The organism is Streptomyces sp. NBC_00647 (assembly GCF_045207245.1).
In the GTDB taxonomy this organism is placed as follows: Bacteria; Actinomycetota; Actinomycetes; order Streptomycetales; family Streptomycetaceae; genus Streptomyces.
The window spans coordinates 2,385,233-2,397,465 of record NZ_CP109040.1; the positions used below are offsets into that span (position 1 = coordinate 2,385,233).

Consider the following 12,233-nt stretch of genomic DNA (forward strand, 5'->3'; position numbering starts at 1 on the left):
GTCGGCGGGTGGGCGGGCGCGGACCGCACCGGGGCGCGCGGCCGCCCCGGGGGCCGGGGCCGTTCAGCGGGCTCGGTTCAGGGTCTGCAGGGCGGCCCTGAGGAGCTGGCCGATCTGCGGCGTTCCCTCGGCGGCCTCGGCCTGGGGGGCGACGGCGGAGACCGCCTCGTCGGCCTCACGGGTCGCGTACCCGAGGCCGATGAGCGCGGCGTGCAGCTGGTCGCGCCAGCCGGCGGTGACCGCCGTGCCGATGGCCGGGCCACCGGGGCCGAGGGGCTCGCCGAGCCGGTCCTTGAGGTCCAGCAGCAGCTTCTGGGCGCCCTTCTTGCCGATGCCGGGGACGGCGATGAGCGCTTTCTCGTCGCCGGTGGACACGGCACGGCGCAGGGCGTCGGGACTGTGCACGGCGAGCATCGCCTGGGCCAGGCGCGGGCCGACTCCGCTCGCGGTCTGGAGCAGCTCGAAGACCTGGCGTTCGTCGTCGTCGGCGAAGCCGTAGAGGGTGAGCGAGTCCTCGCGGACGACGAGGGAGGTGGCGAGCTTGGCCTGCTGTCCCGCGCGGAGCCCCGCGAGCGTATTGGGCGAGCACTGGACGGCGATCCCGATACCGCCGACCTCGACGACCGCGGAGTCGGGGGCGAGGGCGGCGACCGGGCCGCTGACGAAGGCGATCATGCGGTACGGCCTTTCGATGCTTGGTGCGAGGCGTGCGCGGCTGCGGCCTGCTGGAGTCTGTTCTGCGCGACGGCCTGCTGGGGCCGGTTCTGCGCGGCTGCCTGCTGGAGTCTGTTCTGGGCGGGGGCGCGCCAGATGTGACAGATGGCGAGAGCGAGGGCGTCCGCCGCGTCGGCGGGCTTGGGGGGCGCGGCGAGCCGGAGCAGGCGGGTGACCATGGCGCCGACCTGGGCCTTGTCCGCGCGGCCGCTGCCGGTGACCGCGGCCTTGACCTCGCTCGGGGTGTGCAGGGCCACGGGGATGCCGCGGCGGGCCGCGCAGAGCATGGCGACAGCGCTGGCCTGGGCGGTGCCCATCACCGTGCGGACGTTGTGCTGGCTGAACACGCGCTCCACGGCGACGAATTCGGGCTCGTACTCGTCGAGCCACTGCTCGATGCCCTGCTCGATGGCGACCAGCCGCAGGCCCAACTCGGCGTCCGCCGGGGTGCGTACGACGCCGACGCCGCGCATGGTCAGGGGCCGGCCGGCGACTCCTTCGACCACCCCGACACCGCACCGGGTCAACCCGGGGTCAACACCCAGCACCCGCACCCGAGCCCCTCCTTCGACGTCCCCCGGCCACCACCGGGAGATTCCCCAGTTCGTGCAGGCTATCGGGTGCCACTGACAAAGCGACGGGCCGACGGGTGTGTCCCGTCGGCCCGTCGCGCTGCGCAAGCCCTCAGGCGTCGACCTTCTCCATGACCTCGTCGCTGACGTCGAAGTTGGCGAAGACGTTCTGCACGTCGTCGCTGTCCTCCAGGGCGTCGATCAGCTTGAAGATCTTCCGGGCGCCCTCCTCGTCGAGTTCGACCTGCATGGTCGGGACGAAGTTGGCGTCGGCGGAGTCGTAGTCGATGCCCGCCTCCTGGAGCGCGGTGCGCACCGCGACCAGGTCGGTGGCCTCGGAGAGGACCTCGAAGGACTCTCCGAGGTCGTTGACCTCTTCGGCGCCCGCGTCGAGCACGGCACCGAGGACGTCGTCCTCGGCCAGCTCGCCCTTGGGGACGATGACGACGCCCTTGCGGTTGAAGAGGTACGACACGGAGCCGGGGTCGGCCATGTTCCCGCCGTTGCGGGTCATGGCGACGCGGACGTCCGAGGCCGCGCGGTTGCGGTTGTCGGTGAGGCACTCGATGAGCACGGCCACACCGTTCGGGCCGTAGCCCTCGTACATGATCGTCTCGTAGTCCGCGCCGCCGGCCTCGAGGCCGGCGCCGCGCTTGACCGCGGAGTCGATGTTCTTGTTGGGGACCGAGCTCTTCTTGGCCTTCTGGATGGCGTCGAACAGCGTCGGGTTTCCGGCCGGGTCAGCGCCACCAGTGCGGGCCGCGACCTCGATGTTCTTGATCATCTTCGCGAAGAGCTTGCCGCGCTTGGCGTCGATCACGGCCTTCTTGTGCTTCGTCGTAGCCCATTTAGAGTGGCCGGACATCTGCCTGTCTCCTTCGCGTTACCCAACCGGTACGAACTCCCCCGGACGTTGCGAGCCTGGGGGGACCCCCAGATCCTACAAGGAGGTGGCTGTCCGGTTCGCGCGGACCATGTCGACGAACAGGCCGTGCACGCGATGGTCGCCGGTCAGCTCCGGGTGGAACGACGTGGCGAGCGCGTTGCCCTGGCGTACCGCGACGATGTGGCCGCCGTGCTCGGCGAGCACCTCGGCCTCGGCGCCCACGGACTCGACCCAGGGAGCACGGATGAAGACGCCCTCCACAGGACCGCCTTCGACACCCTGGACGTCGACCGCCGCCTCGAAGGACTCGTTCTGACGTCCGAAGGCGTTGCGGCGCACGATCATGTCGATACCGCCGATGGTCTCCTGGCCCGAGCGCGGGTCGAGGATCTTGTCCGCGAGCATGATCATGCCGGCACAGGTGCCGTAGACGGGCAGGCCGTCCCGCACGCGCGCGCGGAGGGGCTCCATCACTCCGAAGAGGACGGCCAGCTTGGAGATGGTGGTGGACTCGCCGCCGGGGATGACCAGTCCGTCGATCTCGGCGAGCTCCTCGGGGCGCCGCACCGGCCTGGCCACGGCGTCCGCCGCGGCCAGGGCGATGAGGTGTTCCCGTACGTCGCCCTGGAGAGCCAGGACACCGATGACAGGAGTGTTCATGGGTGACTACCAGCCGCGGTTGGCGTAGCGCTCGGTCTCGGGGAGGGTGTCGCAGTTGATGCCGACCATGGCCTCGCCGAGGTTGCGGGACGCGTCCGCGATGATCTTCGGGTCGTCGTAGAAGGTGGTGGCCTTCACGATGGCGGCGGCGCGCTTGGCCGGGTCGCCGGACTTGAAGATGCCGGAGCCGACGAAGACGCCCTCGGCGCCGAGCTGGCGCATGAGCGCGGCGTCGGCGGGGGTGGCGACACCACCGGCGGAGAACAGCACGACCGGGAGCTTGCCGAGCTCGGCGACCTCCTTGACGATCTCGTACGGGGCGCGCAGCTCCTTGGCGGCGGCGTACAGCTCGTTGTTGTCGAAGCCGCGCAGCTTGGCGATCTCGTTCTTGATCTGGCGCAGGTGACGGACGGCCTCGACGACGTTGCCGGTGCCGGCCTCGCCCTTGGAGCGGATCATGGCCGCGCCCTCGGCGATGCGGCGCAGGGCCTCGCCCAGGTTGGTGGCGCCGCAGACGAAGGGGGTGGTGAACGCCCACTTGTCGGAGTGGTTGACCTCGTCGGCCGGGGTGAGGACCTCGGACTCGTCGATGTAGTCGACGCCGAGGGACTGCAGGACCTGGGCCTCGACGAAGTGGCCGATGCGGGACTTGGCCATCACCGGAATGGAGACCGCCTCGATGATCTCCTCGATCATGTTCGGGTCCGACATCCGGGCCACGCCGCCGTCCTTGCGGATGTCGGCGGGCACCCGCTCCAGGGCCATGACGGCCACGGCGCCGGCGTCCTCGGCGATCTTCGCCTGCTCGGCGTTGACCACGTCCATGATCACGCCGCCCTTGAGCTGCTCGGCCATGCCGCGCTTGACGCGGGCGGTGCCGATCGCGGAGTTCTCAGCGGGCTGGGCGGAGTTGGAGAGCGTGCTGGACACGGGTTGACCTCACATGGGGAAAGAGGAGTTGAGCTCTTCGAGGAAACGCGACGCGACCAGGCCACTGCAAGGGCCAATGAGGAGGCGGTGGATCGTTTTCCCCTGCACCCAGCCCGCGCCTCAGTTCGTCGGGCGGTCCGCCAGGGCCGTCGGGGGCTCGTCGTCCATCTCGAAGGCCATCGGGAACGGGGCGTGGCCCGCGAGGCGGAACCAGCGGACCTTGCGGTGGCGGCGCAGGGCGCGGGCGGCGCGTACCGCGTCGTTGTGGAAGCGCCGTGCCATCGGCACCCGGCGTACGGCCTGGGCCAGCTCGCCGGCCGCCTCCTCGCCTCCGGGAACCTCGCGTACCGCCTCGACCTGCTGCGCCTCCCCGAACACCGCCCGCAGGGCCTGGCTCAGCTCGCTCTCTGCCACCTCGCGCTGCTCCTCCTCGGCCTGCCGGGCCGCGTGCGCCGCTTCGTAGAGCACGATCGAGGCGGCCGGGTCGAGCACCCCGGATGTGGCCAGCTCCTGGGTCACGGAGGCCCGGCGCAGCAGCTGCGCGTCGAGGGCGGCGCGGGTGGCGTCGATGCGGGCGTGCAGCCGGTCGAGCCGCCCGGCGGTCCAGCTCAGATAGAGGCCGATCGCGACGAGTCCGACGAGGATCCAGATGAGGGTTGCGGTCACGGGCGGCAAGGCTACCGGTGCGTGAGCACGACTCCCTCAGACCCCAGGGGCCACGGGAGGTTCCCTGTACGGCCCGTCCGCTCCCCCGCACGGCAGAGCGCGAACGAGCCACCAGCGCAGGAGCGACCAGAAGCCCGGGTGGCCCGGCTCCCCCGCCCCCGCCCCGCACGCGAGCGCGGGGGGGGGGCCGGCCTGACCGGGCCACCGCACACACGCCGAACGCGAAGCGGAGTCGAGCCGCCGACACGACGGCGCCATGAAACCGGGGCGGACCGGTCGGCCCGCGCGGGAGCGCGAAGTCAGGGGCGGAGCGGCCACCCGCATGTGAGAGCGGGAAGCCCCGGCCGGAGCGGCCACCGCGCACACCCCCACGGCGAGCCGCGCCGAATCCGCGGGGCAGGGCGGCGCCGGGGTGGGACGGTCGGCCCGCACGCGAGCGCGGGGCCGGGTCCGTTCGCGGCGCGGGGCCGGGTCCGTTCGCGGCGCGGGGCCGGGTCCGTTCGCGGCGCGTGTCCGGTGCGGTCAGTCCCGGGCCAGGCCGAAGCGGGCCCGCAGACCCGTGCGTTCGTCCGTGGCGACCGCGGCCGCGCCGTCCGTGACCGTCTCGTACACGGACAGGATGTCCGCGCCCACCGTCGACCAGTCGAAGCGCCGTACGTGGGCACTCCCCCGCTCGCGCAGTCGGGCCCGGCGCTCCGGGTCGCCGAGCAGCCGCACCGCGGCCGTGGCCAGGGCGTCCGCGTCCTCGTTGGCGAACAGCTCACCCGCCGCGCCCTGGTCGAGGACCTGCGCGAACGCGTCGAGGTCCGCGGCGAGCACGGGCGCTCCGGCGGACATCGCCTCGACCAGGATGATCCCGAAGCTCTCGCCGCCCGTGTTGGGCGCGACGTAGAGGTCGACGCTGCGCAGGAAACGGGCCTTGTCCTCGTCGCTGATCATGCCGAGGAACTCCACGCGCGAGCGCATCTCGGCGGGCAGCGACTCCACGGCCTCCTTCTCGTCGCCGCGTCCGGCGACCAGCAGCCGCGTCTGCGGGCGCTCGGCCAGGATCTTCGGCAGAGCCTTCATGAGCACCGGCAGACCCTTGCGGGGCTCGTCGATGCGGCCGATGAAGCCGATGGTGTCGCCCTGCCACTCGGGCTTGGGCTTGGCACGTGCGAAGAAGTCGACGTCGACGCCGTTCGGGATGACGACGGCGTCACCGCCGAGGTGCTCGACCAGGGTGCGCCGGGCGTACTCGCTCACGGCGATCCGCGCGCTGATCTTCTCCAGGGCGGCCTGGAGGATCGAGTACGCGGCGACCATCGCCCGGGAGCGCGGGTTCGAGGTGTGGAAGGTCGCGACGATGGGGCCCTGCGCGGCCCAGCACGTCAGCAGGCCGAGCGACGGCGAGGACGGCTCGTGGATGTGCACCACGTCGAAGGTGCCGTCGTGCAGCCAGCGCCGGACCCGGGCCGCCGACAGGAAGCCGAAGTTCAGCCGCGCCACCGAGCCGTTGTACGGCACCGGGACCGCGCGGCCCGCCGAGACGACGTACGGGGGCAGGGGTGTGTCGTCGTCCGCGGGGGCGAGGACGGAGACCTCGTGCCCCAGGCCGATGAGGTGCTGGGCCAGGTCGCGGATGTGGAACTGGACGCCGCCCGGAACGTCCCAGGAGTACGGGCAGACGATGCCGATCCTCACGGGGTCCTCTTCTCGGGATCCTGCGCGGTGGACTCCTGGGGAGCCTTCCCCGGGTCGAGGTCCTTGAGCCACAAACGCTGCAACATGTGCCAGTCCTCCGGGTGGTCGGCGATGCCTGTGGCGAAGGCGTCGGCCAGCGCCTGCGTCATGACAGACGTCTTCTCGGCCCGGGTACCTGACTCGGGGACCTCGACGGGCGGATGCAGCCGGCCCTGCATCACGGGCGATTCGTCGTACCAGAGCGTCACGGGAAGGAGGATGGCGTCGGTCTGCTGGGCGAGGAGGGCCGGTCCCGCGGGCATCCGCGTCGCCTCGCCGAAGAACTCCACCTCGACGCCCGAGGCCGACAGGTCCCGTTCCGCGACCAGGCAGACCAGACCGCCGTCGCGCAGCCGACGGGCCAGCGTGCCGAACGCGGTACCGCCGCTGTGCGGCAGGACCTCCATGCCGAGGCCCTCGCGATAGGCGACGAAACGGTCGTACAGGGACTCGGGCTTGAGGCGCTCGGCGACGGTCGTGAACGGCGTCTCCAGCCTGGTGGTGACCCAGGCGCCCGCGAGATCCCAGTTCGCCATGTGCGGGAGCGCCAGGATGACGCCCCGGTCGGAGGCGAGCGCGTCGGTGAGGTGATGCAGGTCCTTCGCCTCGAACCCGTTCCGCACCCGCTCCTCGCTCCACGCGGGAAGCCGGAACGACTCCATCCAGTAGCGCAGGTACGAGCGCATGCCGGCCTTGGAGAGCTCGGCCAGCCGCTGCGGCGTCGCGTCCGGCACCACGCGCGCGTAATTGCTCTCCAGACGCTGTACGCCCTTGCCGCGCTTCTTCCAGGCGAGGTCGGCGATGGTGCGGCCGAGGCGCACGGCGACCGGCTCGGGAAGCTTCTTGACGGTGCTCCAGCCCAGGGCGTAGGCACCGTCCACCAGCCTGTCCTGGAGGCTGGTCACGAGGTGGCCTCAGTGCTCTGGGCGGCGTCCGCGGCGTCCGCCTCGGCGGACTCCCGGCGGACGGTGACGACGCGCTGGATCAGCGTGACGAGGCTGCCGACGGCGACGATCCACAGCGCGATGGGCAGCAGCACCTGGATGCCGGGCACACCGAACGTGTGCAGGCCGGCCAGACCGGCCGCGACCAGCGAGATCACCAGTCGCTCGGCACGCTCGACGAGACCGTTGACCGCGACCGGCAGACCGATGGACTCACCGCGGGCCTTGGTGTAGGACACCACCTGGCCACTGGCCAGACAGAAGATCGAGACGGCGCACAGGGCGTTGTCGTCGCCGTTGCCCGCGTACCAGAGCGCGAAGCCGCCGAAGATCGCTCCGTCGGCGACCCGGTCGAGCGTGGAGTCCAGGAAGGCGCCCCAGCGGCTGGAGCGGCCGAGCTGGCGCGCCATGTTCCCGTCGACCAGGTCGGAGAACACGAAGAGCGTGATGACGATCGTGCCCCAGAAGAACTCTCCCCGGGGGTAGAAGACCAGCGCGCCCGCCATGACTCCGGCCGTGCCCAGGAGGGTGACCGTGTCGGGGCTTACCCCCCGGCGGATGAGAAACGCGGCGAACGGTGTGAGGACACGCGTGAAGAATGCACGCGCGTACTTGTTCAGCATGGCCTTCCCGAGGGTCGGTGTCGCCGGGCGGCCCCTGCTGGCCGTCGGCTGGCCCATCGTAGTCACGCGTGCGCTTGTGCGATGGTCGGGCACCCGCACCCCGTGTCACGACGGGATGCCATCGGTGTCACGGCGGGATCGCGTCCCCTGTATGGACGCACCGTGACGCGAGTGCAAAGCTCGAAGACACCGCGGGGCGTCACCGGAGCCGCCACCGCTGGGGGTGCCCCCGTTACCGGGGGGAGGCTTCGGCATGTCCCGCGCCCACAGTGACCTCACCGTGCACGGGAGGCAAGGCCATGGGCGACAAGTCGAATGCACACCCCGGAGCCGCCGGCAGGGCTACGGCGGCCGACCACCCCGCGTCCGTACGGAATGTGGTGCTGGTCGGCCACAGCGGATCGGGCAAGACGACATTGGTGGAGGCTCTCGCGCTGACGGCGGGAGCGGTGAACCGGGCGGGCCGCGTGGAGGACGGCGGCACCATCTCCGACTACGACGAGATCGAGCACCGGCAGCAACGCTCGGTGCAGCTCTCCCTGGTACCCGTCGACTGGGACGGATACAAGATCAACATTCTGGACACTCCCGGGTACGCCGACTTCGTCGGGGAGTTGAGGGCCGGTCTGCGAGCGGCGGACGCGGCCCTTTTCGTCGTCTCGGCGTCGGACGGCGTGGACGGCTCGACCCGGATGGTGTGGGAGGAGTGCGCGGCCGTCGGCATGCCACGGGCCATCGTGGTCACCCACCTCGAATCGGCCCGGGCGGACTTCGAGGAGATGACCCGGATCTGCGCTGAGGCGTTCGGCGGGGACGACCCCGACGCCGTACTGCCGCTGTATCTGCCGCTGCACGGCGCCGAGGCGCCGGACGGGCACGCGCCAGTGACCGGCCTGATCGGGCTCCTCACCCAGCGGCTGTTCGACTACTCCTCGGGGGAGCGCAAGGAGGCGGAGCCGGGGCCCGACCAGCAACCGCTCATCGACGAGGCCCGCAACCGGCTGATCGAGGGGATCATCGCCGAGAGCGAGGACGAGACGCTCATGGACCGCTATCTCGGCGGCGAGGAGATCGACCTCAAGACGCTCGTGCAGGACCTGGAACGGGCCGTCGCACGCGGGAGCTTCTTCCCGGTGCTGGCCGCCGCTCCGGCCGCCGAGGGCGCCCGTCAGGGGCTCGGCACGGTCGAGCTCCTCGAACTGGTCACGGGCGGTTTCCCCACCCCGCTGGAGCGCCCGGCGCCGACGGTGACCACGCCGGACGGCGCCGCGCGCGAGGTGAAGGCCTGCGACCCGGACGGGCCGCTGGTCGCGGAGGTCGTGAAGACCGCGTCCGACCCGTACGTGGGACGGGTCTCCCTGATCCGGGTCTTCTCCGGAACCCTGCGCCCCGACGCGACGGTGCACGTCTCCGGGCACGGGCTGACCGACCGCGGACACGAGGACCACGACGTCGACGAGCGGATCGGCGCCCTGTCCGCGCCGTTCGGCAAGCAGCAGCGCGCCCTCACCCACTGCATCGCGGGCGACCTCGCCTGTGTGGCCAAGCTGAACCGCGCCGAGACGGGCGACACGCTGTCGGCCAAGGACGACCCGCTGCTCATGGAGCCGTGGCGGATGCCCGACCCGCTGCTCCCGCTCGCCATCGAGGCGCACAGCAAGGCGGACGAGGACAAGCTCTCCCAGGGGCTCGGGCGGCTGGTCGCCGAGGACCCCACGATGCGGCTGGAGCAGAACCCGAACACCCACCAGGTCGTCCTGTGGTGCCTGGGCGAGGCGCACGCCGACGTCGCCCTGGAACGGCTGCGCAACCGGTACGGCGTGCAGGTCGACGTGGTCCCGCACAAGGTCTCCCTGCGGGAGACGTTCGCCGGCTCGTCGGCCGGGCGCGGACGCCATGTGAAACAGTCCGGCGGGCACGGCCAGTTCGCGATCTGCGAGATCGAGGTCGAACCGCTGCCCGGCGGCTCGGGCATCGAGTTCGTGGACAAGGTCGTCGGCGGCGCCGTGCCGCGGCAGTTCATCCCGTCCGTCGAGAAGGGCGTGCGCGCCCAGGCCGCCAAGGGCGTGGCCGCGGGCTATCCGCTCATCGACGTACGGGTCACGCTGACCGACGGCAAGGCGCACTCGGTGGACTCCTCCGACGCCGCCTTCCAGACGGCGGGCGCGCTCGCGCTGCGCGAAGCGGCCCGCGACGCCAAGATCCATCTCCTGGAGCCGGTGGCCGAGGTGAGCGTCCTGGTCGGCGACGACTACGTGGGGGCGGTGATGAGCGACCTGTCGGGGCGCCGCGGCCGGGTCGTCGGCACCGAGCAGGCGGGCGGCGGGCGCACGCTCGTACGGGCCGAGGTGCCGGAGATCGAGATCGGGCGGTACGCCGTGGATCTGCGGTCCGTCTCGCACGGCACCGCGCGGTTCGACCGGCGTTACGCGCGGCACGAGCCCATGCCGCAGCAGATCGCCGATCGGCTGCGCGAACAGGTGCCGGGTACCTGAGGGTTGGGGAGGTTCGCCCGTCGGCGGGCGGCTTCTGCCGTCCGCCGACGGATGTCGGCCGCGGCCGTTACCCTGAGAACCTGATCAAGACGATGACCTGATCAACAGGTGTGCGGGACACCGAAGTCGGGAAAGCCGCAGGAGCGGGTGCGGCGGCGATGGGGGCGGAAGTGGCGTTCGACGGTTTCGATTTCACTCCCGGGGCGCAAGTGCCGCTCACGGGCTCCGCGGGACAGACGGCGGCGAGCTTCGCCCTGGCCTCCGCGGCGTACCGCGACAATCCGGTGGAGGAGATCCTCAAGGCCGACAACGAATGGCACAAGTCCACGGTCAAGGCCGGCCGGATCAAGCTGTTCGCACCGAATCTCGGCGAGGCCTTCGCGGGGGCCGTCGCGGCCCGCATGCTGGGCACGGGCCGCAAACCGCTGATCCAGTCCTTCGGCACCGAGCCGCAGGTCGTCGTGGAGCACTGCCTGGCGTCCACCAACATCCGCCGGGACCGCGACAACTGGCTGTCCGCCGTCATGGTGCTCTGCGGGCTGCTGTTCCTGCCCGGACTGCTGGTGTGGCTGCTGGTCTTCCAGATCCGTACGCAGATCGCCAAGCGCGAGGACAAGCGTGCCTCCGCGCTCGGCACCACGCTCCTCGTCGCCGTCGGCGCCCTGGCCGTCCTCTTCCTCCTCCGCATGCCGTTCACGGGCTTCTGGGCCTGGTACGCGCGCGCCGCGGTGGTCCTCCCGGTCGTCGGCTGGCTGTGGGCGAAGCAGATCTGCGAGCGCACGGCCAAGGATCTGCGGGCGCGCTGGGACAGCCTGCTGTCGGGCGGCGGCATCGGCGCCAAGATCCCCGAGGCGGTCCCCGGCAGCCCCGGGGAGACGGCGGCTGAGCGCCTGCGTCAGGCGCTCGCCCGGCTCACCGCGGAGCAGCAGTCCAACTCGGTCTTCTACGCGGGCCCCAAGGGCATACTCGGCATGGGCACCCGCTGGGGCAGCTGGCAGCTCGCCGAGGACCTGGTGGCGCGGGACGCGGGCAAGGAGATCCACCCGTTCCGCAGCTGGGACGTCATCCGCAACATCCACGACCAGTTGCGCATGCTGGAGCGCGGTCCGCTCAACACCGGTGGTTTCCCGGCGCCTTCGATCAAGCACTGGGTCGTCACGCCGATCGGCGAGAACGCGAAGGCGGTGTCCCGGCCGGGCGGCACGGACGTGGACGCCTACACGATCAAGACGCACGCCGTGCAGGACATCTGCAACAAGCAGCAGTTCGGCAGCGGCGACCGGCACTATCTCGGGGTCCAGTGGACGCTGTGGGACGGCCAGTTGATCATCACCATGATGATCACGGTGACCGTGCTGCACCAGACGCTGCGCATCGAGGTGACCGGACATGCGCTGGGACCGGTGAACTCGCTGTTCACCACCAAGCCGGAGGCCCCGACCAAGGAGGTCGCGAAGGCCGTCAAGTTCTGGGAGACCCGCAAGGTGAGCCTGCCGCTGGTCACCGCGGACGAGGTCGTGAGGCTGGCGGCGCGGGCGCCCTTGACCTGGTATCCGCCCCTTCTGAACTGGCTCGGCGGGAGTCTGGAACTGCCCGAGCCGTTCGGACTGCGGCACGCCTGGGCCGATCAGCCGTGGCGGCACCGTTTCATGGCGGACGACGCGCTGCGGGCCGCGACGCCCGTGCTGCGCGTGGTGCACTCGGCGGCGATCAAGGTCCTCGAGGAGAACGGCGTCGACACGGAGAAGTTCGGCAACCGCTCGGCCTTCCTCAGCACGGCGGTGCAGGACGTCTCGCCGCGCAAGGCGGACCTGTACGACGCGTAGAGCCGGCCTGTACGAATAATGGAGCCGGCCTGTACGACGCGTGGGGCGACGCCGGTACGACGCGTGGGGCGACGCCTGTACGACGCGTAGGGCGACGCGTGGACGCGCGGCACCGGAGACGGTGGGGCCCGAGGGTCGACCGCGCTCCGGCGGCCCGCGAGGGACGGGGCGCCCGGAGAAGGCGCCCCGTGCCGG

General features: G+C 71.4%; 11 protein-coding genes. 2 read left to right on the top strand and 9 right to left on the bottom strand.

The window, feature by feature from the left end; genetic code table 11:
- Positions 1-63 precede the first annotated feature (63 nt).
- The 9 genes from ruvA to pgsA form a co-directional block, all read right to left on the bottom strand.
- Positions 64-675 (bottom strand): Holliday junction branch migration protein RuvA, encoded by a 612-nt coding sequence (gene ruvA, locus OG788_RS10485; protein WP_351541596.1) that lies wholly within the window; start codon positions 673-675, stop codon positions 64-66.
- Complete coding sequence (gene ruvC / locus OG788_RS10490) at positions 672-1,268, bottom strand: crossover junction endodeoxyribonuclease RuvC (RefSeq protein WP_266756551.1); 597 nt, start codon at positions 1,266-1,268, stop codon at positions 672-674. Before ruvC ends, ruvA begins: the two co-directional genes overlap by 4 nt.
- A gap of 130 nt (positions 1,269-1,398) precedes the next feature.
- On the bottom strand, positions 1,399-2,151 hold the full coding sequence (locus tag OG788_RS10495) for a YebC/PmpR family DNA-binding transcriptional regulator (protein WP_266756552.1): 753 nt from the start codon (positions 2,149-2,151) through the stop codon (positions 1,399-1,401).
- Positions 2,152-2,226: 75 nt separating this feature from the next.
- A complete protein-coding gene (gene pdxT / locus OG788_RS10500) occupies positions 2,227-2,832 on the bottom strand; it encodes a pyridoxal 5'-phosphate synthase glutaminase subunit PdxT (protein WP_351541599.1) in 606 nt (201 codons plus the stop codon).
- Between the two features lie 6 nt (positions 2,833-2,838).
- On the bottom strand, positions 2,839-3,687 hold the full coding sequence (gene pdxS, locus OG788_RS10505) for a pyridoxal 5'-phosphate synthase lyase subunit PdxS (protein WP_266765590.1): 849 nt from the start codon (positions 3,685-3,687) through the stop codon (positions 2,839-2,841).
- A gap of 195 nt (positions 3,688-3,882) precedes the next feature.
- Positions 3,883-4,428 (bottom strand): hypothetical protein, encoded by a 546-nt coding sequence (locus OG788_RS10510; RefSeq protein WP_351541601.1) that lies wholly within the window; start codon positions 4,426-4,428, stop codon positions 3,883-3,885.
- A 522-nt stretch (positions 4,429-4,950) separates the two neighbouring features.
- Positions 4,951-6,111: a glycosyltransferase family 4 protein gene (locus OG788_RS10515; RefSeq protein ID WP_406370340.1), complete on the bottom strand. Its 1,161-nt coding sequence runs from the start codon at positions 6,109-6,111 to the stop codon at positions 4,951-4,953.
- Positions 6,108-7,055, bottom strand: a complete 948-nt coding sequence (locus OG788_RS10520) for a phosphatidylinositol mannoside acyltransferase (RefSeq protein ID WP_406370342.1) — start codon at positions 7,053-7,055, stop codon at positions 6,108-6,110. The genes OG788_RS10515 and OG788_RS10520 overlap by 4 nt, the downstream gene beginning before the upstream one ends.
- Positions 7,052-7,774 carry a phosphatidylinositol phosphate synthase gene (gene pgsA, locus OG788_RS10525; RefSeq protein WP_406376720.1) on the bottom strand — a complete coding sequence of 241 codons (723 nt, stop codon included), beginning with the start codon at positions 7,772-7,774 and terminating at the stop codon, positions 7,052-7,054. The genes OG788_RS10520 and pgsA overlap by 4 nt, the downstream gene beginning before the upstream one ends.
- Positions 7,775-8,016: 242 nt before the next feature.
- On the opposite strand from pgsA, the gene OG788_RS10530 reads away from it, so the two are divergent.
- Together OG788_RS10530 and OG788_RS10535 are read left to right on the top strand one after the other, a co-directional pair.
- Positions 8,017-10,212: an elongation factor G-like protein EF-G2 gene (locus OG788_RS10530; RefSeq protein WP_406370343.1), complete on the top strand. Its 2,196-nt coding sequence runs from the start codon at positions 8,017-8,019 to the stop codon at positions 10,210-10,212.
- 158 nt (positions 10,213-10,370) lie between these two features.
- Positions 10,371-12,038 (top strand): hypothetical protein, encoded by a 1,668-nt coding sequence (locus OG788_RS10535; protein WP_351541609.1) that lies wholly within the window; start codon positions 10,371-10,373, stop codon positions 12,036-12,038.
- The last annotated feature ends 195 nt before the right edge of the window (positions 12,039-12,233 follow it).